The organism is Psychrobacter sp. Ps2 (genome assembly GCF_022129405.1).
In the GTDB taxonomy this organism is placed as follows: Bacteria; Pseudomonadota; Gammaproteobacteria; order Pseudomonadales; family Moraxellaceae; genus Psychrobacter.
Genome location: NZ_JADQAM010000061.1, coordinates 251,933 through 275,221 on the forward strand (window position 1 = coordinate 251,933; position 23,289 = coordinate 275,221).

Consider the following 23,289-nt stretch of genomic DNA (forward strand, 5'->3'; position numbering starts at 1 on the left):
AAGTATTTTTTAAATAAATAATGATTAGTTGTTAGGTAAATATTATTAACCATTATTCCGTTGATACCAAGATTTTAGTAATAGGTAGATGAAATTTGCTGTCCATAGCGGTAGATATCTGCTTTTTTAATTAATAAATACACTAATCGAAAATACACTTCTTGTTACTCATACCCTATAAATAGACATTCGTCTCATTTGTGTATATTAATTGTGATTTAAGTATTATTCTTATTATAAGATTATATGTATATTCTATCCTTGTTCTCGGAGCTATTATGAACCCGTATATTATACCATCGACTCTAAAGTCAAGAGTAACGCGTTGGATAGCTCTACCATCCTTATTAATACTGCTACCTAATTATTTAGCTTTTGCAGCGATAACAACATGTCCTGCTGGATACATTTCTGATGAGTTTTCAAGCGTTGATTACAGCAACTTAGGATCGACAGCATCACCACCTATTCTTGGTGTAAACCAACTTTTAAATGGACTTAAAGGTGAAAACTACGTCATTGCATCTAATAGCCTTAGTACTACTGGCACTCTAGATTCCGGAGGTTCCAACTTTTATAGTCCTAAAACGCTAGCGGGCAACCTCCAATCGTTTGAATTTTTTCAGGACTTTGCTACCAAGGAATCTACTCGTACGGTTTCGTATACTTTTACAAATAATTTTAGTAAGCAATCACAAGCACTTGATAATGTCAGCTTAAGTATCTATGACATAGATGTGAACTACGTAGCGACAGGAACAGGTAGTAGTAATTTAGGTGTTAGATATTTTGAGTTTTCTGACCAAGTGACAATAACAGGCTTCACCAGCACAGGTGCACCGGTAACTCCAATTCGAAAATATAGCGGTGCCGGAATGACGACTACGGCACCTTATCGCCAAACGACCACAACTTCTGACGTTCTATGTAGCACAGACTCAATAGACGAAAAATGCAAAGTGTCGGTAGCTTTTGATCAACCTATAGTCAGAGTAGATGTAACTTACGGCAATAATCCTAATTTAGAATATTATGACTTTAATAGTATCGGCAACCCAGGTGACCAACTAATTAATATTGTGTTTGATGGCTACTGCTATCAACCGCAGCCGCGTCTAACATATACAAAAGCGCTTTCAACTTCTCGTAAAACGAATAACGATCAATTTACTGTCCAAATCAAAGACAATGCAGATAATTCGGTAGTTACGAGTGGCATTACTTCTGTTACTACAACGGGATCGAATAACACTGTCACGACTGGTACAGGTACTACAGGAACTTTCAAAGTTAATCCTACCAAGACCTATACATTGACAGAAGCAGTCTCAGGATCGACAAATTTAGCAGATTATACTGCCTTATATGCTTGTAGAAAATCAGATGGTACATCCGTTAGCACTTTAGACCCAAAAAACCTTAAGCTAACTTACGGAGACAACTGGACGTGTACAATCACAAACGGCAGCCCTAACTATGTCTTCTCAGGCACTGTCTTTAACGATAATGGCGGTATTACTGCTGCAGACTCTACTAAACAGAATATTACTAACACCTTTACTGCAAATAGTGCTTACTTTAATGGCATCTTAGATAGTAACGAGTCTGGAATATTTGACAGTGCGTTACAAGTTACTTTAACAAACTGTAACGGTACTAAGGTTATTACAAGCTCAGCTAATCCACAAACAGTATCAAGTTCAGGTAAGTACAGTTTTACTGTTCAACCAAGTGCATTGCCAACTAGAATCTGCTTAGTGGAAACCGAGCCAACCTCATGGGTTTATAGTGTAGATACCACTGCTAATACCAGAGAAGTATCACTTAATAATGGCACCTACATATATAACAATTTAGACTTTGGGGAAGTTCAGGCGAATAACGCTTCTTTAGTGCTTATTAAATCGCAATATGTCCATAATTGTAATATCAATACAAACTTTAACGGTACTACTGGTACACCTTCTCAAACCCCTGCATTTAGTATTGCAGAAATAAAAGACATAGAACCCGGAAAATGTATTGCTTATAGAATTGAAGCTTATAATCGAGGTCATGTTGATTTGAAAGATATTCAAATCAACGATCAATTACAGGTAAAGTCGCAAACCAACTTGGTAACCTCTGTTTTCGCTTTGCCAGTTCCTAAAGGATATCCTACTTCTCTCTATACTGGCACAACTCTACCGACAGGTACTATTACCTCTGAGCTGTTTAACTTAAACAAACCTACTGGATCAACTCCTACCAAAGCCACGCTATATTTTAATACTAAATATGGCACGACTATGGACACTCAGTAGCTATTATTTCTTGCATCTTTAAAATATTACTGATGTTCTTTCTAACCAGAAAAAGCCCTGTCTACCCAGACAGGGCTTTTTACCGTTTAGCTACCTCGAATTACCATTTGTCATCTTTATAGTGAATCTTTGTATCGGTTACGTGACAATAGCTCAATGAGAAATATAGGCATTTTGCAGACAATACTCATATGAAACTGTAGATAGTTTTATTATGACTCAAAACATTAGTAGCCCAATGATAGCAACGGTATAAGAAAGGATTTTATATGAAACGTTTCAAGATTTTACGCAGTGTTTTATTAGCTACGTTAGCCTCTAATTGTCTACTAAATGTAGCACATGCTGATGATGCTCTAAAAATGGAATTGACGTCTAATCAAGTCGTAAAAAACTCGGAAGGTAAAACGATTTATACACCGGTACGTACCGCACCAGCAGGTACAGTAATCCAATATAAAGCAACTTATATCAATACCATCAACAAAGATATTAATGACTTGATGGTAACTCTGCCTATTCCTACTAACATGACATTTACTGGTGAAGCAGTCCCTGCGAGCGCACAAGCCAGCACGGATGGTAAGAACTACGCTGACATGCCGCTGATGCGTAAAGTAGACGGCAAAATGGTTAAGGTTCCATATTCTGAATACCGTACGCTACGCTGGAATATTAAGCTATTACCAGCTAAGAAATCTGCAGCCGTTGCTCTTAATACCACCGTCAATTAGTTCAGTAGCTATTAAGCCCCAACTCTTTCGAAACTCTAACTTTTAATCTAAGTTCTTACCATCTCTTGTGGAGCATTATATGAAATCAAATACTTTTAACTACAGCGTGCTTGCTGTCGGTGTTGCGGCTGTTATGGGTCTATCTACTGGAGCGAATGCTGCAACCCCTACTGGTGGCACTTCAGGCTCTTTCAATGTTACTAACAAAGCGACAGCTTCTTATACAGTTGCAGGTAGTGATGCTTCACAAACTGCAGAGTCAAATGTAGTTACAGTGAATGTTACTGAAACAGGGTCATTCTCTTTAATCTCAACAGTAGTAGACGATGTAAAAGATGATGATTTTGGTAAAGACCGTGCCATTAATGCGCAAGCGAGCTCAACAGTAGACTTTACTCATACACTAACTAACGGTGGTAACGTTAACGACACTTATAAGATCACTCTTGCTAATATAACTGGCGATAATTTTGACTACAACCTTGGCAACAGTGTTATTAAGTATCAAAAGGTTAATGCTGCTGGCACTAACGTTGGTGGGGAAGTCACTATTGCTAATAATGAATCAATTGCGTTAGCACCAGGTGAAAAAGCTCTAATCACAGTTACTGCTCAAGCTGATACTAAACGTGTTGCTGATACTAACGGTATCCTTACGGTTACTGCTGAAAGTACGTATTTGAAGTCTAAATCTGCAAATACAGACCCTGCTACCTATACAGCAGTAAACACCGATAATGCGTTGACTAAGACACCTATTTACGCAATTACCAAGTCAGCTACGACCAACCTTGGTAACAAAAACTTTGACTTAAACAATACTGATGCTTTTGTTGACTACACTATTACTGTCAAAAACGAAGGTAATATCAGTGGTACTGCAATTAGCATCTCAGATGATCTACCATCAGGTTTAGTAGCGATCGCATCAGGACAGCAAAACTATAAAGCACCTTCTGTTGCAACATCTAATGGTAGTGCGGTGGGTACTGCTGTCCTTTCGAACAGTAACAAAACAATCACTGTAGCTGGTCAAAACATCAAAGTGGGCGAAACTATTACAGTTACTTTCCGTGCGAAAAAGGCAACTGATGCAACATCTAGTAGCTTATTTACCAACTATGCAGTTGTTAGAGATAATACTAATAGTGATATAAATGCTAATACCCCTGATATCATTGATAGATCTGATGATGGTGTGACGCCGGGTGGTCTAACAGAAAGCACTTATGAAAACCCTGCATCTCCTCTAACAGGTAAAGATGACAATACTAATGCAACAGTGACGACGACTAATCAGACTCGTGCTATTGCTATCACTCCAGGTGTAAACAAAGAAGTAGCTTTAATTACTCCTGAAACTAATAACAAGGCTGCTAATACTTATACTTATACCATTACAAACAATGGTACTGACATCACAGAAGCAGCAGGAACAGGTGATAATGACAGCTCTGTTAAACTGTCTATAAAACCGACTGCCACTAGAAATTCTGGCATTAGCGATGATCCTAATATCAGTATCACACGTGTATACGTAGATGCTAATAACAATGGTGTATTTGATATTGGTGAAACTGAACTCGTCGGTGTGAATGGTATTTATGAGCTGAACGCAGCTACTCCGTTTGTGACAGGCAGTACCACCAATCGCAAAGGCCTAGCTCCTGGCGAAAGTGTCAAAATTGGTGTGCAAGTTACCACGTCAGGTGAAGGGAGTAACGATCCAAACTCCACACAAGCTAATGTAAATAACATAGGCGATTTTGAAACTTTAACCCTATCTATCCAACCTAAGGGTCCAGTTAACGGTACCGCTGTACCTACTAGTACTTCTGATAATCCATTGTCTACAACGTCTACTACGATCATGCAGGGCATTAATCTAGCGAAATACCAAATAGTAGATAGTTGTGGTGCAAGTCCTGCTGTTAACTCTGCTGCATGGGTGACTGGAAATCTAACAGCGACTGCTGCTCAATGTATCTTCTATAAATTAGAATCTAAGAACACTTTCACTGATAGCGCTAGAGTTATTAATAATCTTGTCGTATCAGATACTTTGGCACCTACGCTAACGTATCAAGCCAACAGCTTTTCAGCCTCGCCGACGGCAACTGACCAGTCCCTTGGTCAGACAATAAAGGTTACATTTGCAACGGTAAATGCTGGTGCAACAGCCAACGTTGTATTCTCTGCAAAACCTTCACAAACTGGTACTAATCAATAAATAATTCAATCTATTTATCTACGAGTAGTAAATGCTACTCATAGATAAACCCTCTAGCTTGACCTAATCGATTTTGATGAACCAAGCTAGAGATTTATTACCTCTTTATGTTTTATTGGATAAGCGACATATGACTCTATCAATTATGACACCGTCTAATCGTACTACGTTGCATACAGCGAAGATCTCTGCGCTGACGGCTGCAATGTTGCTTATGCAATCAAATATGGCATTTGCTGCACCCACCACTCTTGTACAAACTATCAATAACATTGCTAATGCAGCTTATGACGTTGATTCTATCAAACAGAATAGCATTTCAAACCAAGTACAAGTCAAAGCCTCTGCCTTACCTGAATATGGTATTAACTTAACTCAGCATGCTTTACGCACAGTCATGCCTAATACACAGGTAAGTTGGGTCAACGTACTGAGTAACACCAGCTATAGTGATCAAACTGTTGAATTGACACTTGCTATATCACCAACTGTCTCTAATTTAAAGGTCTATCAAGACCTTAATAATAATGGTGAGGTCGATTCAGAAGATCGACAAATCATGCTCGATAACCTGAGAGCTCAGATCAAACTTGGTCAGAGTGAGAGTATTCAGCTTATCGTACAGGCTCTATCAGATGCCAGCGGTGAAGATGGCGATACTGCCGACATAAAAATTGGCGCTATCATATTAGAAGACCGATCAATAGCAGCTGTCGAAGCAATCGATAGACTACTTATTATCGAACCTGAAATTAAATTTACTACCCCTCAATTTGATGGTACCAAAGCCGACTCGCAAATCGGTGACAACGTTTATATTGATGCCAGTTATGCGCAGTGTAACGTGCAATCTGATAAACCTGATCAAGTATGGATTACCGTTAAGTCTCCTGCAACAGGTGACACCTACTCTCTTAAAGGAATTGAAACTGGTAATAATACAGGCAAATATCGTCTAACTGCACCGACACAAAACAACGCCAATGCTATTGACGATAAAATGATTCAGACATTGGTCGATGATACGTTGACTGCTGAGCTAACAGCTTGTATCGATCCTTCTGTTGGCACAGGTGCTGATCAGCTACCAAATGATAGCGATCTTACTGTACGTGTCGATGATCTGAGCTCTCAAGTAAACATCATCGATAATAATGCAAGCCTAGTCGTCACTAAAGAAAGCGATGTCAAAACTGCAGAGCTTGGTGATTATGTCAGCTATACCATCGAAATCAAAAATAGCGGTAAATCTACTGCTTACGATGTACAACTAAAAGATGCATTACCACGTGGTTTTGACTACGTTGAGAATAGTGTACGTGTTAGTCCAATGACTGATATTGATATCAACCAAGCGCAGACCACTGAGTTTAAAGCTGATGGTAAATATCAGGTATTGAACTTAGGAAATATGGCAGTTGGCGAAAGTAAAAAAGTTACTTATCGTGTGCTTATCGGTGCGTCATCGCTAGGCGGCGATGGTATCAACCGCGCCACCGCCGTTGCTAGAAATGACCAAGGTCAAAGCGTCGGCTCAAGAGAAGCGCAGTGGAAGATTGATGTAGAACGTGGCCTTATGAATACTGATGGTATTATCGTCGGTAAGGTCTATCACGATATCAACCGCGATGGTATTCAGCAAAAAGAAGACGGCGAACTTGGTGTCGCTGGTGTACGTATCTATATGGAGAACGGCAACTTCATCGTGACTGATCCTGAAGGTAAATATAACTTCTATGGTATCAGTGCAAAAACACACGTACTAAAAATTGATCGTACTACTATTCCTAGAGAAACTGAGCTGGTTACCCAAAGCAATCGCAATGCTGGTGATGCCGGTAGTCGTTTTGTTGATTTGAAATACGGCGAATTACATCGTGCGGATTTTGCAATCGTTGGTGGCATGGCAGATAGCACTGAGCGCTTAAACGCTGAATTAATTGCTCGTAGCAAATTAGTAGAAGCTAAAAATGACACGTTAGAGCAAGCGGTAAAAACCGAGCTGACTTTAGATCCTGACTATGATACTGATACTACCGATAATGTAGATGCTAGTGGTTGTAACATCAATGGTGACTTAGACCTTGGTAATAGCTGTGATTCGGCTATCGTTAATGACATGGTTAATCCAGTAGATAGCCGTGTTGATATGACGGTAACCACTGTTGCTCCGCCAGTAGAAAAAGAGCTCGAAGAATACTTAAAAGAAGTGGCGAGTAACGATGTTGCCTTCATCAACCTAAACGAAGGTCAGCAGCTTAGCACTTATAAACAAATGGTACAGGTTCAGGCACCGCTTGGGTCTGTGTTCACACTATATGCCAACGGCAAAGCTGTATCAGAACAAAAAATAGGTAAGACTGCTGAGCAAGAAAAACAGAATGTAACGGCTTTTGATTACTATGCTGTTGATTTACAACGCGGCAAGAACACCTTACGCGGTGTTGCGACTGATATAAATGGTCAGGTCATCTCTGAGCAGACGATCAAAGTATTAACTCCTGATAGCCTACAAGCTATCGGCTACCGTACTCAGGAAAATCTAGTACCAGCTGACGGTATTAGTGAATATCAGGTAGTCATTAGTCTAAAAGATCGTGATGGTCGTCCATATATTGCATCAACTCCGATTACTATCGATACGAATATCGGCCGAGTTAATCTAAAAGATGGCAGTAAAGACCAATCTGGCACTCAAGTAATCGTATCCGGTGGTGAGCTGTTAATACCCGTAACTGCGCCTAGCGTACCAGGAAAGGGCGAGCTAGTAATTGACACGGGTAGCAGCAAACAAATCATTCCGTTACAGTTTACCGCTCAATTACGTCCACTACTCGCTGTTGGTATTGTAGAAGGTGCTATTTCACTAAAGGACTTTGACGGTAGCAGCATTACCGATGCCCAAGGTGCATTTGAGCAAGAGCTAAATGACTTTGCTGGTAACGATGATTACAAAGCTTCTGGTCGTGCTGCGATGTTCCTCAAAGGAAAAGTACGCGGCGACTATCTGCTTACGCTTGCGTATGATAGTGATAAAAAAGGCGAGCGTTTGTTCCGTGATATCGATCCGGGCGAATACTATCCTGTCTATGGCGATTCATCAGCCAAAGGCTTCGATGCGCAGTCTACTAGCAAGCTTTACGTGCGCCTTGATAAAGGTCGCTCGTTCGCTATGTATGGTGATTTAAAAACGCAAATTGATAACGATGAAGGTATCAAGCTTGGTCAATACAACCGTACATTAACTGGTCTAAAAGCTCAATTTGAAGATAGCAACACTCGTGTTACTGCCTTTTTAGCAGAGACCAGTACTAGCCAACGTGTAAATGAGACTCGCGGTTTGGGCGTTTCAGGCCCATATCCATTGGCTGAGAACTTCGATGCGGTATTAGAAAACTCTGAAACGGTTGAAGTTATTACTCGTGACGCCAACAACCCTGGGCTTATTATCAATCGTGAGACGCTTACTCGCTTTGCCGATTATGAGATTGACCCTATCAGCCGTAGCTTATTCTTGACGGCACCGATTGCTAGTCAAGACATCGAGGGCAATCCTATCTATATCCGTGTCACTGTAGAAGTTGATGAAGGTGGTGAAGATTATTTGGTCGGTGGTATTGCAGCGAAGCAGCAACTAACGAATAAAGTCGCCATCGGTGGTAGCTATGTGAATAGCGATGACCCATTGAACAAAGAAGAGTTGGCTAGTGTTAATAGTGTTGTTAAATTCAATGACAAGCTAAAGCTGGTCGCAGAATATGCGATGAACAAAGCTGAGAACCCAAATTTTCAGTCAAGTAATCAAATCAACGCGACAGAATTGACTGATAGTGATGTTGAAGGTAACGCACTACGTATTGAGCTTGATTTTGATAATAAGAAAAATACGCGAGCTAAAGCTTATTATAATGATGCTGACGAAGGTTTTGTCACTGGTGCATCACCACTTACTGCTGGACGTACTGAGTCTGGTGTAGAGGTTACTCATACTCTAAATGATAAGCAGACTGCTCTTAAATTAGAAGGCATACGCACAGAAGAGCATACTACTGACGCTAGCCGCGAAGGCGTGCAAGCAAGCGTTGAGCATCGTTTAAGCAAGAACATCGTTGGTGAAATTGGGGTTCGTTATTACAAACAAGACGCGACTGCTGCCTCACGTAATACTCAAGCCGCGACAGACGTTGTAGATATTACAGACGATACGCTATTTAATGATGACATCATCAATCAGTCAGCGTTAAGCAGCGTTAGTAACGCTGAAGAGGATATTGAAGGTACGACTGTTCGTGCTCGTATTACCTCTCGTCTACCTAAGTTGAATAATAGCTTGGTATTTGCAGAGTATGAGCAAGATATCGAAAATAGCTCACGTAATGCAACTTCTATCGGCGGTGAGACAGCACTTGGGGACTTGGGTCGTCTATACGCTCGTCATGATTTGATCAACAGCCTATCTGGTACTTATGGTCTTGATGATACAGATGAGCGTCAACGTACCACTGTTGGTTTTGACGCGACTTACATGAAAGATGGTAAGGTTTATAGCGAATACCGCATGCGCGATGCCATTAGTGCACGTGAGGCAGAAGCAGCTATTGGTCTAAAAAACAAGTGGTATGTTCAAGAAGGTTTAACCTTAAACACTTTATTTGAGCGTGTTGAATCTCTGGAAGGTGAAGAAAGTAACACTGCAACAGCGGCAGGTATCGGTGTTGAATATCTTGCCAAAGAGAACTATAAGGCATCAGGACGTATTGAAAAACGTTGGGGCGAAACAAGTGATACGCTACTTGGTAGTGCTGGTATCGCCTATCGCTATACCGATGAGGTTACCTTCTTAGCCAAAGACATCTATTCACGCACTGACTATAGTGATGGCGATCGCACTATCAATCGTTTTCAGCTAGGTGCTGCGTATCGTGACTACGATAGCAATCAGTTAGATATGCTTGCAAAATTCGAATATCGTTTGGATGATAATAATACTGGCGATGACGCTTATCAAAAAGACACTATGGTTTGGTCGTGGAATGGTAATTACCATCCTGCGCGTCCGTTGACGTTGTCTGGACGTTATGCTGGTAAGTATACAGAATACGAAGCAGATAGCTTAACCAGCGATAACACGGCTCATGCTGTTTATGGCCGCGGTCTTTATGATATCAGTGAGCGTTGGGATATTGGTTTACAAGCAGGTACTTACTGGAATAATCAAGCAAATGACTTAGCTTATATGCTTGGTGCAGAAGTGGGTTATAGCCCAATGACCAACCTTTGGTTATCACTTGGTTATAACTTCATGGGCTTTGAAGACGAAGATATTGCTTATGACGACAGTACTCAGCAAGGTGCTTACTTTAGATTGCGCTTTAAGTTCGATGAAGACTTATTCAAACGTGAAGACCCACGTAAGAACCAACGTCTAAGCAGCAATTCTGCATTTTAATTATTTGATACTAATGATACTGTCGTAAGTACAATCTTATGACAGTATCATGCTTGTCTTATGATGAGTTATTTTGTCATTCAATAAACAACTAAGTCAGCCCTAGTAATGGTAAATAATACCAACGTTTATTACCTTAACATAAGGTTTACACCATGTTTGATTCATCCATCAATGCAGCACCTTTCAAGCGCTCAATATGCGTTACACTATCAGCTTTATTTTCGTTAACCTTTATGCAGCCAGCTTTAGCTAAGAGTGAGACTGTCCAAGTGGCTCACTCAACTAGCATGGCTAAATACTGCCGTGATGATAGTCAGACTCAAGCACGCTCTTATAGATATCAAAGCGAACAACAGCGCCTGTTAAATTGTATGGTCACGCAGTTAAAACCCTATCAACAAAAAGACAAGACAGCCGCTCAACAGTATTTCGCTTATAAAGCGCAAGCGTGGTTGAACTATGCCATTCATCAAGACAGTATGAATAGCCGCTCATCCGCTGGTCAAGTTGCGTTAGAAATGGCAGAGCCTATATTGCAAGCGCTAGATAATGATACGGTACAAGCCTTGAGCCTGTATCAAGATATTCCGTCTACCTCTGCTTTAATGCGTCCTGATCTATGGGCAACTTTAAGCGCGCTTAAAGACGGCGATGGCATAACATCAGCACCACGTGAGATGGCATTGAGTGAAGTGGCTTTAATTTGGGCAGCAACCAATCAATGTGCGCGAGGCTGGCGCGAATCTGGTATGCATTTTCGTATGGCCGATCGCTGGCTTGAACAAGCCCGCGAAGCTTACGTCAATGCCAATGACTCACAGACCAATGTAGCGCTAGAGAAGTCAATAGTCAGTTATCATAAACAGTACTCGCCTTTAGACGCGAGCGATGATACTTGCCGTGGACAAGATTTGACATCTAACCGTTAGAATAGTCGCTGTTTTATTAGAGATATTAATCTCTATTATTTCCAATCCTATACTAAAAACTAAACATAAAAAAGCCGACATATTTGTCGGCTTTTTCGTGTTTAAAGTAAGCTCAATTATCGGTTTTTACGTGGCAACTTTTCTGGTAGGTAACAACGTAAATAAGCAATAAATGCTGTATTTGCTTCTTGGATATACTCTTCAGTAATACTCTGATGACGGCGATAAGACAACGTAAAGATAGCATTTACGATGCTATAAGCAATCAACAAGGTATCTTGGATATCATGGAAGTTTGGCATCTCATAACGCTCTGACAAACGCTTATAGACCAGATCAACAATTTGATGATCCATATCTTCACCAAAGCTGTCACCTTCAAAATCAGGTGTGTTGGTATCATAGATAAGCTTGGCTTTGGTTTTATCATTATGGAATATCGTAATACAATGATCGATAAGCGCCGTTAGATACCCTTGCCATCTGTCATAGTTACCAATATCGACCGTCTCTACCATCTCTAATATTTCAATCGCATTTAAAAAGCGTAATGCTAAAAATATTGCTTCAATATTAGGGAAGAAATGATAAGCAGAAGCTCTTGGTATGCCCGCTTCTTCACACACAGCTGCTAACGTAATATCGTTAATAGCATGTGTTTCGCTCAACTTTTTGGCACCAGCCAATAGTTTTTGACGACGTGCACGACCTTGCTGGCTAGTAAACTTAAACTTATTAGGTACAAGCTTCTTTGCCAATTCCGAATCTACCAACACATCTTCAATCTTTTCGTCTTTATTATCACTCATTGTGAATCTCTTAATGTTGCGCCCTATTTTATAAATATAATCTTCATTGAATAGTATTTATCCTCAGATAAAGGATGGTTGACTGTTGGCTAAAATATAAAGCCTATATGGTCACTACTATATTCAATGCAGAGGCATCATAAACGCTTGTATAGCATCAAGCAAGGGACATGAATAGGTTAAAAACAATAATACGCTCAGCAATTTAATAGAGCTAACCGTCTAATTTTATAAAGTTAATCATTGAGTTTTATTTTCGCCCTTATAATACCATGATCAGTGACTCTATCGGCATAGTCCCACTTCAAGTGATCATTAAAATAATCGACTCGCTCGACATAACCGAGCGAAAACTTACTATCAGGCAAAAACTCTTCTGAGACAAATAATTGGTCAATAACTTCTGGCATGCCTTGATATATATGGGTATAGGCAACATCCTTCATCCAGCCATATCGTGCCTGAATACGAGCAGCATCAAAAAGTGCGACATCACGCATACTTTTATCATAATTAACCTCCCCAGTTTCTGTCATCAACTGAGTAGTCACGCTACCTGTGACATCATTCATATCGCCCAATAGAATCAATGGTTCACGGGTATGTTGCAATCGCTCTATAATAGACATACGGATAGAGGCCGCTTCTGCCGCGCGCATACATAAACTACGAAGCTTGGCGCGAACTCGAATATTCGGATCGTCCATGTCCTCTAATAGGTCACCATTTTCGTCGCGTAAGAAAAAAGCACGTTTGCTTTTTAGGTGCGCTGTAATAATTGTAATGGGCTGCCCGTACGCGTCAACACGTAACACTAATGGAGGACGGTTGAAGCGTTGATAAGGACCAATATCAGGTACATCAATAATGGCTTTTGGTGCTATATCTTCTAGCAAACTGGTTTCTAACTGCTCAAATCGGCTGATAATACCGACAGCAGGTGTATTCTGTGCACCCATGCCTTTGGTGTATATACTGGCGTTATTATTACTTGCAAGTGGAATGACCGCATGCTCAGGCTTGAAACCTAATGAAACAGCAAGTGCTTCTAATGCATTACTATCCCAAACCTCTTGGACTGCGATAATGTCAGCATGCGCTTTAGCCAACAGATCTGTAAGACCTTGTAGCTTATGTTCATAGGCTTTATCGTTATAAGCTGGCGCATTTTCATAATAAGTTCGATTAGGGTTCGCAAAGTTCAGCAGGTTTGCCGTTGCGATATAAAACTGTTTATTGCCTTCAGTGTTATTACTCATATATTCCCCATCGCTCTCATTATTATAGTACATAATATTCACGTATGTGTATACGTTGCAAATTTTATGCCTAAAAAAACTCCCAAAGTTAAACCTTGGAAGTTTTAAAATAGCATAAATGTTGATAAGTAGATTTACTAATAGAATTAGGCATACAATTAATCTATTTTAGGTAATGGTATAGCAACCTCTAATGTTAGCTAATTACTAAATGCATTGGTTGCCAAGAGGTTTGCCTAACCGTTCTATTAGTTATTTAACCTTTCTTATGATACGCGGTTCCATGCATCACGTGATGCCTGACGCGCTTCGTTCCATTCCATGCGAGACTCACCTTTTACCTCGTGCCATGAACGCTCTAAGTCTGCTTCATGATCTTCAAAACGAGCATCTACTGGATAACGAGCACGGTTCGCATAACCAACTGCATATGCTGGATGCAAGTCACGATCGAAATCGTATTCTTCTTTATGATAATCTGCATTTGCATACTCTGCACGCCAGTACGCTTCTTCGTGAGTTGGGTCAATGGCTTCTGCTGCTGCATGACCTGCGCCGCCACCAACGATAGCACCAATAGCACCACCAATTAGCGTACCTAATGGACCTGCCATTGTGCCAATCGCTGCACCTGCTGCTGCACCGCCTACACCGCCGATACCTGTACCTACTGGATGTGAGCCTGGCTCACCGGTAATGATGTCTGCGTTTAAATCTTCTTTTGTCTCTTTTGACATATGTTTTACTTCACTGCGATCGATAGCATCATGGTTACTCATAGTATTGTCCTTAAATTATTTATTATTTATTGAATTATTTATTGAATTATTTATTTGCTAAAAACTAGCGGTCTTACTAAATCCAATTGAAGTATAGAAATTTATAGGTAAGGACAGATAGGCCGATTTTGTAAACTGTGTCCGTATTGCGATTATCTTGCGTTACAGCCTGTATCTTTATCACATTTGTGTACGGCAGCCTCATACTTTGAGTAATTATAAATGTACTATCACAATAAATTTACTAAGTAAATCAATCTTATAACGGCATTAGAGACCTTTTGATAGCTTGTTGCCATTTAGCAAGATGTCGCTCACGAGTATCAGCCGACATACTTGGTTCAAACACGCGATCTACCTGCCATGAAGCTTTCATGGTCGATTCGTCATATAACCCAGTCTTTAAACCTGCGAGGAGTGCTGCGCCCTTCGCCGTAATCTCTGTATCTCTAGGACGTAATACCGGAACACCCAACAAATCTGCCTGAAACTGCATGAGTAAATCATTATTTGCAGCGCCGCCATCTACTCTCAGCTCAGTCAAAGGATGAGGGCTGTCCTTTTGCATAGCGATAAGCACATCATAGGTTTGATAGGCAACGGCCTCCAATGCAGCGCGTGCAATATGTGCCTTAGTAGTACCGCGGCTCATACCAGTGATGCTAGCGCTAATATCCGAACGCCAGTAAGGCGCGCCCAATCCAGTAAAGGCAGGTAATAGAACGACATCTTCGCTACTGTCCACTTGGCGAGCTAGGTTTTCGACATCACTACTTTGCTGAATCATACCCAAATTATCACGCAGCCATTGAACGATAGCCCCTGCCATAAAGACACTGCCCTCTAGGGCATAAGTGACTTCCTTTTTGGGCGGTTGTAGCATGCGTTTGCCTGACTGTACGATTTGGTCAAATGATAAATTGTCTGGACGAATTGGCGAGGTTTTACGTTGCCACGCGATGGTGGTTAGTAGCTTATGCTCACTCAATTTTGGCTGCTGGCCAATATTCATCAGCATAAAACAGCCTGTGCCATAAGTATTTTTGGCCATGCCTGCATCAAGGCAACCTTGTCCAAAGAGCGCTGCTTGCTGATCACCCAATACCGCTTGAATGGGTATTTGCTTTGCAAACAGACCTTTTTTGGTTTTGCCAAAATCACCGTCGGACGATAGTACTTTAGGCAATATATTCATAGGTATAGCAAATCGGTCACAAAGTGTCTCTGACCATGCGAGCTTATGGATATCGAATAACAATGTACGAGAAGCATTGGTCACATCGATGACATGCTCCCCGCCTGTGAGCTTATAAATCAGCCAACTATCAATCGTGCCAACCGCTATCTCACCTCTGCTGGCTCGTACACTCAGCTTCGGATTGTTTTCGAGTAACCAAGCGATCTTACTGGCACTAAAATACGGGTCTAAACGCAGACCTGTAATACGCTGTACTTCATGTGCCATGTTGATACTATCAACATCCTGATGCACAGGGTCATTCATACTATTGCTAGCACTTTCAGCAGCAAGCGTCTTACAGTAATTTGCAGTACGCCTGTCTTGCCAAATGATGGCAGGAGCCAGTGGCTTGCCAGTTTGCTTATCCCACATCACAATCGACTCACGCTGATTGGTAATCGCGATACTGGTAACGTCAGTGGCAAGCAGTCCTGCCCGATTAATAACATCGTGTGCACAGCTAATCTGAGTTTGCCAAATTTGCTGTGCATCTTGTTCAACGAATCCAGCTCTTGGTGTTTGCAGCGTCGTTGGCTGTTGTACCATTTTGATAGGACGCGCATGATCATCGTACAATATCGCTCGACTTGACGTGGTCCCTTGATCCAACGCTAAAATATACCCTGCCATGACACACCCTCTACTAATATTATTTATTCTATTTGATAGCCATTTAGTGACTACTCATTGACTGATGCTTATTAATTGCTACTTATTGAGCATTTTTTATTTGTTAATTACTGCCTAAATGCTTTCATAATGAGATTAAAAACAAAATCTAACTAAAAATAAATCGCTTGAATCTAAAATACCTTGTTGGCTATGTTGTTACTTATAAACAGATATTTAAAAATTAAATAAATCCTCTATCATACCGCTACTGGTCACACAATAGAAAACGGCAAAATACTGAGCATTGACCCGTCACCATTGTGGCTCTACAGTGTACCTCTTATGACGAATGACCGCTTGTTAGCGCTTTTAATATAGCCGTATTTTTATATTAGAATATGAATGATTTATTTAAGTATCATTCTTTCGCTAGCTAGCAAATAGTCTATAATGGTTCAGCAACTTTATATCCTGAGCAATGAAACCTATCGGTGCTGTTCCTTATTTTATAATACCTTACATTCTAATTAATGGCTTATGTGACTTATGAAATTCATTTTATCAGCGCTACCGACTGCTATGATGACAGTTGCAGTCATGAGCGTGCCTGTCATGACTTACGCAAGCACTGACGCTGACAGTATAGAAGTGTCAGATGATGTTACACCAGTGGCTGTGACACAAATCATAGATGCTAATAGTCTGACTGAGAATGATAAACCAGCTGTCGCGCCTTTTCTTACAGTACCAAACCCTAATAAGGCTAAATCGCAGGCACTGTCTACGCTTGTGGACCCTATTACACATAAAACAGTCGATAACAGCTACGCACTAGACGTCTCAAGCTTTTTGAGCTTAGAGCAAGCGCAAAAGCTGCTGGTACAAGTATCACCTAAAATTGCTGCCAATCAAGCAGCGATTGCTGCCAGCGAATACCAAACTGACGCACTCAGAACCATCGACAATCCGCTCGTATTTGCTCGAGTATCTGCCAGTGCCTATCATTTAGATGAGGATATAGATTTATCTTCTCTCAGAAGCGGTATCGTGAACGAAGTAAACAATGGCGTAGATAACATAGTCCCTCCGACAGCAGACCTACCAGACTTTGGTGAGCTGGTCGGTGAGCGTATTCCCGACTCTTATAACTTCAAGCGCTCAGGCTCTACGTCGGGTGCAGGTCTTGGTGTCGTTTGGCCTATTTATACTGCTGGGCGTACAGACGCATTGACTGGCGCCTCGGATGCACGTACACAAGAAGCGATGGCTGATAGCGTACTGGATAAAAATGAGCTTTATAATACGTTAATTGAGCGTTATTTTAAGGCACAGCTAGCGATTATCGCTGCTTACTTACGAGAAGACGCTTACGATACATTGCAACAGACCGACCATATGGCCGAGCGTCTGTTTGAAGAAGGTTTTATCTCACGTGTCGATAGACTAGAAGCACAGTCAGCGCTTGCCGATGCCAAGAGTGAATCCGTCAATGCGAATAATGACGCGCGCCTAGCCATGATTGCGCTACAGCGTCTACTACGTACCGACTACCGTATTAAACCGACCACGCCATTGTTTGTCTCTAGTCGCCCTCTACCAGATGTGAGCTATTTTCAGGACTTGGCACTAAACAACCATCCCGGACTGCAAAAAGTTGCAGCCAAGCGGGCACAGGCTCAGCAGTTACATGCGCTATCAGATACGGGCTACAAACCTACGGTATTACTATACGGTTATGGTCAGGTAGAGAAAGATCCAAGCTGGGTCGCTGGTATCTCTGCCAGTTGGAAACTATGGGGCGGACTCGATAAAGCCGCATCGCTAGCATCCAGTAGTGCCAAAATACGTCAGGCCGATCTCTCTGAGATTGAAGTTAGTGACAATTTATTGCTACTGGTAGAAAAAAACTGGCACGATGTCAATAATGCTCAATCACGCTATCAAGCATTACAAAGTAATGTTGATTTGGCAGCAGAAGTATTACGACTACGTCGCTTAGGATTACAAGAAGGTGTAAATACTACCGTTGACGTGGTGCAGGCACAGACGCAATCGCTCAAAGCACGTACTGAACAAGCACAAGCTGCTAATGACTATGTACAGTCACTGGCTGCCCTTATGCAAAGCTGTGGTACGCCACTTGCTTTTAATGCTTATCTCAATGCCGCTGACATTCAATTGCCTACTTTATATACTGAGCAATGATGTAACGTGAGAAACCATAAGTCGTGCTGATAAATGCTTTGTATTACCATGAAGTCGACATCAAAAATACTATTACCAACCCTATTACGAACAGCTGCTTTTATGAAAGAATTGACCTCTAAATCGATAAAAAACTGGCTACAGACGTTACTAGAAACGTGGCGTATTGCCAATAATTCTAATGTTTGGGCGCATTGCGCAAGCGTAGGTTTCTTTGGATTCTTATCAATTTTCCCCGTGATGGCTGTGTTTGTCCTGTTTTATGGTCTTGCGTTTTCTCCCGCCGAGATGCAAGAGCAAATCTCGCTTTTGAGTCAATTTATACCTGATACAGTATATGAAGTGCTTAACTCCCGTCTGAGCGAGTTGGTTTCTACAACTACGTCTGCTCTGACTTTCAGCCTGCTTATATCGTCCTTGCTCGCACTTTATGCGGGCTCTAAAGGTATCAAGTCTTTAATTATTCTTATCAACCTTGCGTTTCATATCACTCAGGAGCGTAGTTTTGTACAAAGCACGATCCGCGCAGTTGGCTTAACCTTTGCAGCAGTAATCGTATTGATTATCGCGGTCTCTTCTATCGCGATTATTCCTTTGGGAGCCGCCTACTTTCCTTTCCCTCAGATAGCTAAGACGATTGCGCTTTGGAGCAGGTGGCCAATATTGACGGGTATCATATTCTTAAGCTTTTTAGGTCTTTATCGTCTAGCCCCAAATCGTGATGCTGTTGCCCTCAAAAAATTGATGCCGGGCGCTGCGTTAGCAACGGTTTTATGGATTATATTGTCCATCTTGTTTTCAATTTATGTGCAAAATTTTAATAATTATAGTGCTGAGTTTGGCGCGCTTTCAGCTGCCGTGGTCATTATGCTATGGCTCTATTATTCAGCATTTATCGTCGCCCTTGGTGCTATTTTTAATTCTGAAACCATAGACAACGCCAAGCCTTATGCGTTTCGAGTGTACTAGTAATAAACCCTTTATTTTCAACTTTGTTGCTTTAGGAATCTCATTGTCATGACAGAATTACCACGCGAATCAGACGACTCAAATAAATCAGCTGATGCAACCGAGTCAGTGACCTCTCAAGATACACAAAATTCAGTCGATCCTGTAGAAGACGTGTCTGATATTGAACCAGAGCAACCGACACCTGCTTATAATCGTAGCGCCTCTAAAACTGACAAATCTGCGCGTATGAAAAAAGCACTACTTGCCCTATTCATACTGATTGTCCTTGGTACGATTGCGTACGGCTTATACAAAAGTAATGCGCATAGCGAGCCAGAAGTTATTACGCTACAAGGGCAAATGCAGATGCAGCAAACGTCTATCGCTGCAAAAGTACCAGGGCGTATTGCCCAAATTATGGTAACAGAGGGTGATACGGTAACAGCAGGTCAGCAATTGGTTGAGATGGATTCGCCTGAGATTAATGCCAAGATTAATCAAGCACGTGCTGGTAAACAAATCGCGCAAAGCCAATTAGACAAAGCAGAAAATGGTGCGCGCCCGCAAGAAATCGCCCAAGCAAAAGCCGCTTGGCAAGCCAATAAAGCCGCGTCTGACTTGGCAGAAAACACCTATCAACGTGTCAATCGCCTTTACGAAGAAGGACTGATGGCGCGACAAAAGCGCGATGAGGCGTATGCGCAATATCTCGCTACTCAAGACCAAACCGAAGCAGCCCGCTTGCAGTATGATCTGGCGCTAGAAGGCGCACGTACTGAAGATAAGTCAGCGGCCACTGCACAAGTCGCACAGGTCGATGCAAAACTTGATGAGGCGTTAGTAGCAAAAGAGGAAGCGAACCTAAGAAGTCCTATCGCTGGTATCGTTGATAATGTCATCGTGAGTGCTGGAGAAGTCATCGGTCAAGGGGTTCCGCTCCTGACGTTGGTGGATACCAATGACCAATGGGTGGTACTTAACGTCACTGAGTCTTACTTAAATCAATTTGCTATTGGTCAGACATTTACGGGTACTATCCCAGCACTGTCATCAGCGGATAAACCTTATACAAAACAATTTACCGTCTATGCGACATCGACTCTATCAGACTTTGCCACTTGGCGTCCGACCAACAACGATGATGGTTTTGATGTGCGTACTTTTGAGGTAAAGGCACGACCATCTAAGCCCGATGCCCGTATCCGCTCAGGTATGAGTGTGGTCGTACGTATCAATCCTACTCCTGTCAATCAGAACCAAGAGTAAGCCATGCACTTGACTAAATTAAGTGAGGCTTTTTTACGCAGTGCAGCCTACGAGCGCCGTTTTTTGGCAAAAAATCATTGGGACTTTAGCATGGTGGTATGGATACCACTGGCAACGGTGCTGCTAATATGGTGGATATTTTCACAGACTCAAATTACCGATTTGCCTATCGGAGTCATCGATCAAGACAACAGCGCTGTTGCCAATACTGCCGTCCGTTACTTAGAGGCCAGTCCTACTTTGACGGTCAGACAGCTGTATTACTCCCAAGCGGATGCAGAGGCTGCCATTTTACAGCGCGATATTTACGCTGTCGTCATTATCCCAGAGGACTTTTCTCGTAATATATTATCGAGCCAGCCTGCTCCGTTGACTCTACAAGTTAATGCACAGTACGGTACGCACTCTGGTATTATTCAGGCAGGTGTCCAAGCGGTCGCTAGTACATTATCCGCAGGTGTAGAGATCAAGCGATTGGTCAAACAAGGCGTAGCGCCATCACAAGCGATGACGGCTTATGCGCCTATCAGTGTGCAGCGTATTAGCTTATTCAATGCTGCGACCAACTATCAGCAGTTTTTGGCATCGACTGTCATACCTGCCTTATTACATATATTGGCAATGGTCATTGGCGCAACTACAATTGGCCGCGAGTTACGTGATAAAAATATCGGTCGCTGGTACCGTTTTATTGATACAGAAAAGCCTAATCTAACCTTATCTAAAACTTCAAAAACGACATCTTCGCTATCAACCAAACAAGATAGCAGCAATAACAAAACATCATCGTCAAGCGAAAAAGTGCCCCATTCGGTCAGCTTATCAGTTTTAGTATTTGGCTTATTGGGTAAATACTTTTGGCCAATACTGGCATATAGCTTGTGGTCAGCGTTGATATTATGGCTGGCAACGTCCAATCAGAATATCAATATCATGTCTCTTATGGCAGTCTACGCTGGGTTTCTGTGCCTAATGGTATTGTCGTTTTGGTTAGGTGCTATTTTTACTTTGAATTCTTTTTCATTACGTATGGGTCTATCGACCACCGGATTTATTTCAGCGCCTTCTTACGCCTTTGCCGGTGTTACCTTTCCATATATTGCGATTAGTGATAGTGCACAATATTGGTCAAATGCTCTGCCGCTAACGCATTATCTCAAACTCCATATTGCACAGTTACAAATGCAAGCACCGATCGCCATCTCGCTACCTATCGTCTATGGCCTTATGTTTGCGGTCATAATAGCGCTAGTACTTGCGGCACTATTAACCAAACGCGCATTGGCGCATCCTGAACGTTGGGGAGCACGCTAATGTCTGCACAATCAAATCATACACACTCAAAAGCTAATTTAACCGACACTCCTGCTTCGCAAAGTTTTTGGACCATCTTTATTCAAACTTTCAAAGACGTCTTTGGCGATAAAGGCGTACTTTTGATGTTAATTATTGCCCCTATTATCTATGGGTTTTTCTACCCTTGGCCCTACTCGTCTGAGGTGGTCAATCATGTGCCAGTAGGTATCATTGATCATGACAACAGCAACTTATCGCGTACTCTCGTTCGCTATGCGAGTGCTAGTCCATACCTAGATACTGAACGATTTATCAATGAGCAGGCGGCCAAAGAAGCCATATGGTCAGATCAAATTGCAGGCTATATGGTGATTCCAGCTGGTCTTGAAGAGCAAGTTCAGTCCGGAGAGCAAGCACACGTCAGCGTACTGGGTAATGGTGGTTATTTTATTTTAAATAAAAACGTCCAACTGGGGTTCTCTCAAGCAGTAGGTACGGTATCGGCTGGTATCAAGGTAAAGAAAAGCATTGCGAAAGGCGCTTATGCACCTACCGCAGCACAGAATACTCAAGCCGTACCGCTACGGATTATGCCACTGTATAACCAAACCGAGGGCTATGGTGCTTATGTCGTACCTGCTGTCTCTGTTATTATTTTACAGCAGACACTTTTGATGGCGACAGCGATGCTGATTGGCACATGGTATGAGCAGCGCCGTCATAGTACCAGTATACGTGGCTGGCTAGGACGGATTGGGGCTTTGAGCTCACTTAGCTTTATCGTTGGCTGCTTTTATTATGGGTGGGCGTTTGAGCTACATCATTATCCACGCGGACAAAACATGCTTGGTACGCTGCTATTTTTGGCACTATTTTGTCCGACAGTCGCAACGCTCGGCTGCGTGCTCGGATTATGGTTCCGGCAGCGTGAGCGCAGTATGCAGATCTTAATCTTTATCTCCTTACCAATATTTTTCTTAAGCGGCTACCCTTGGCCAGCAGACCAATTGCCTCAAGTATTACAAGTAATACGTTGGCTGGTACCGACTACCCCTGCAATCAATACCTCTGTTCAGCTTAACCAAATGGGTGCCAGTGTTTCTCAAGTCGCTGTAGGATTTTATGCGTTGGCTGGTTTGTGGTTGTTCTATTTTGTTTTATTGCTATTTTTACGCAAGCGTATTCCGCAACCAAGAGCCTACTTGTAAATCCTCAAATTAATGA

14 protein-coding genes are annotated in these 23,289 nt (G+C 41.9%); 10 read left to right on the forward strand and 4 right to left on the reverse strand.

Annotated features, from left to right (window positions below):
* Nucleotides 1-278: 278 nt before the first annotated feature.
* The 5 genes from I3254_RS12725 (at nucleotide 279) to I3254_RS12745 (ending at nucleotide 11,648) form a co-directional block, all read left to right on the forward strand.
* Nucleotides 279-2,303, forward strand: a complete 2,025-nt coding sequence (locus I3254_RS12725; protein WP_238053114.1) for a hypothetical protein — start codon at nucleotides 279-281, stop codon at nucleotides 2,301-2,303.
* Between the two features lie 269 nt (nucleotides 2,304-2,572).
* Entirely contained in the window at nucleotides 2,573-3,037 is a 465-nt protein-coding gene (locus I3254_RS12730) for a hypothetical protein (RefSeq protein WP_179797464.1), read from the forward strand.
* Between the two features lie 79 nt (nucleotides 3,038-3,116).
* Entirely contained in the window at nucleotides 3,117-5,267 is a 2,151-nt protein-coding gene (locus tag I3254_RS12735; RefSeq protein WP_238053115.1) for a hypothetical protein, read from the forward strand.
* Between the two features lie 130 nt (nucleotides 5,268-5,397).
* Nucleotides 5,398-10,716 carry a hypothetical protein gene (locus tag I3254_RS12740; RefSeq protein ID WP_238053116.1) on the forward strand — a complete coding sequence of 1,773 codons (5,319 nt, stop codon included), beginning with the start codon at nucleotides 5,398-5,400 and terminating at the stop codon, nucleotides 10,714-10,716.
* Between the two features lie 155 nt (nucleotides 10,717-10,871).
* Nucleotides 10,872-11,648, forward strand: coding sequence for a hypothetical protein (locus I3254_RS12745; RefSeq protein WP_238053117.1), 777 nt, complete (start codon nucleotides 10,872-10,874; stop codon nucleotides 11,646-11,648).
* 116 nt (nucleotides 11,649-11,764) lie between these two features.
* On the opposite strand, the gene I3254_RS12750 is transcribed toward I3254_RS12745, so the two are convergent.
* The 4 genes from I3254_RS12750 to glpK form a co-directional block, all read right to left on the reverse strand.
* Complete coding sequence (locus tag I3254_RS12750) at nucleotides 11,765-12,457, reverse strand: TetR/AcrR family transcriptional regulator (RefSeq protein ID WP_238053118.1); 693 nt, start codon at nucleotides 12,455-12,457, stop codon at nucleotides 11,765-11,767.
* Between the two features lie 236 nt (nucleotides 12,458-12,693).
* Nucleotides 12,694-13,716: an endonuclease/exonuclease/phosphatase family protein gene (locus tag I3254_RS12755; RefSeq protein ID WP_238053119.1), complete on the reverse strand. Its 1,023-nt coding sequence runs from the start codon at nucleotides 13,714-13,716 to the stop codon at nucleotides 12,694-12,696.
* Between the two features lie 266 nt (nucleotides 13,717-13,982).
* On the reverse strand, nucleotides 13,983-14,495 hold the full coding sequence (locus tag I3254_RS12760; RefSeq protein ID WP_238053120.1) for a hypothetical protein: 513 nt from the start codon (nucleotides 14,493-14,495) through the stop codon (nucleotides 13,983-13,985).
* 259 nt (nucleotides 14,496-14,754) lie between these two features.
* Nucleotides 14,755-16,365, reverse strand: coding sequence for a glycerol kinase GlpK (gene glpK, locus I3254_RS12765; protein WP_238053121.1), 1,611 nt, complete (start codon nucleotides 16,363-16,365; stop codon nucleotides 14,755-14,757).
* A gap of 528 nt (nucleotides 16,366-16,893) precedes the next feature.
* Between glpK and I3254_RS12770 the strand changes: the two genes are divergently transcribed.
* The 5 genes from I3254_RS12770 to I3254_RS12790 all read left to right on the forward strand — a co-directional run bounded on the left by I3254_RS12770 (nucleotide 16,894) and on the right by I3254_RS12790 (nucleotide 23,273).
* A complete protein-coding gene (locus I3254_RS12770; RefSeq protein WP_165597171.1) occupies nucleotides 16,894-18,552 on the forward strand; it encodes a TolC family protein in 1,659 nt (552 codons plus the stop codon).
* A gap of 102 nt (nucleotides 18,553-18,654) precedes the next feature.
* Nucleotides 18,655-19,521 (forward strand): YihY/virulence factor BrkB family protein, encoded by an 867-nt coding sequence (locus I3254_RS12775; RefSeq protein ID WP_238053122.1) that lies wholly within the window; start codon nucleotides 18,655-18,657, stop codon nucleotides 19,519-19,521.
* Nucleotides 19,522-19,569: 48 nt separating this feature from the next.
* Entirely contained in the window at nucleotides 19,570-20,769 is a 1,200-nt protein-coding gene (locus tag I3254_RS12780) for an efflux RND transporter periplasmic adaptor subunit (RefSeq protein ID WP_238053123.1), read from the forward strand.
* A 3-nt stretch (nucleotides 20,770-20,772) separates the two neighbouring features.
* Nucleotides 20,773-22,083 carry an ABC transporter permease gene (locus I3254_RS12785; protein WP_238053124.1) on the forward strand — a complete coding sequence of 437 codons (1,311 nt, stop codon included), beginning with the start codon at nucleotides 20,773-20,775 and terminating at the stop codon, nucleotides 22,081-22,083.
* A complete protein-coding gene (locus tag I3254_RS12790) occupies nucleotides 22,083-23,273 on the forward strand; it encodes an ABC transporter permease (RefSeq protein ID WP_238053125.1) in 1,191 nt (396 codons plus the stop codon). Before I3254_RS12785 ends, I3254_RS12790 begins: the two co-directional genes overlap by 1 nt.
* The last annotated feature ends 16 nt before the right edge of the window (nucleotides 23,274-23,289 follow it).

Bases quoted from the DNA above. Each gene is read 5' to 3' on its own strand.
- I3254_RS12735 (WP_238053115.1), top strand. From the start codon at position 3,117: ATGAAATCAAATACTTTTAACTACAGCGTGCTTGCTGTCGGTGTTGCG.
- I3254_RS12790 (WP_238053125.1), top strand. From the start codon at position 22,083: ATGTCTGCACAATCAAATCATACACACTCAAAAGCTAATTTAACCGAC.
- I3254_RS12745 (WP_238053117.1), top strand. From the start codon at position 10,872: ATGTTTGATTCATCCATCAATGCAGCACCTTTCAAGCGCTCAATATGC.
- I3254_RS12750 (WP_238053118.1), bottom strand. From the start codon at position 12,457: ATGAGTGATAATAAAGACGAAAAGATTGAAGATGTGTTGGTAGATTCG.
- I3254_RS12775 (WP_238053122.1), top strand. From the start codon at position 18,655: ATGAAAGAATTGACCTCTAAATCGATAAAAAACTGGCTACAGACGTTA.
- I3254_RS12755 (WP_238053119.1), bottom strand. From the start codon at position 13,716: ATGAGTAATAACACTGAAGGCAATAAACAGTTTTATATCGCAACGGCA.
- I3254_RS12770 (WP_165597171.1), top strand. From the start codon at position 16,894: ATGAAATTCATTTTATCAGCGCTACCGACTGCTATGATGACAGTTGCA.
- glpK (WP_238053121.1), bottom strand. From the start codon at position 16,365: ATGGCAGGGTATATTTTAGCGTTGGATCAAGGGACCACGTCAAGTCGA.
- I3254_RS12780 (WP_238053123.1), top strand. From the start codon at position 19,570: ATGACAGAATTACCACGCGAATCAGACGACTCAAATAAATCAGCTGAT.
- I3254_RS12760 (WP_238053120.1), bottom strand. From the start codon at position 14,495: ATGAGTAACCATGATGCTATCGATCGCAGTGAAGTAAAACATATGTCA.
- I3254_RS12785 (WP_238053124.1), top strand. From the start codon at position 20,773: ATGCACTTGACTAAATTAAGTGAGGCTTTTTTACGCAGTGCAGCCTAC.
- I3254_RS12725 (WP_238053114.1), top strand. From the start codon at position 279: ATGAACCCGTATATTATACCATCGACTCTAAAGTCAAGAGTAACGCGT.
- I3254_RS12730 (WP_179797464.1), top strand. From the start codon at position 2,573: ATGAAACGTTTCAAGATTTTACGCAGTGTTTTATTAGCTACGTTAGCC.
- I3254_RS12740 (WP_238053116.1), top strand. From the start codon at position 5,398: ATGACTCTATCAATTATGACACCGTCTAATCGTACTACGTTGCATACA.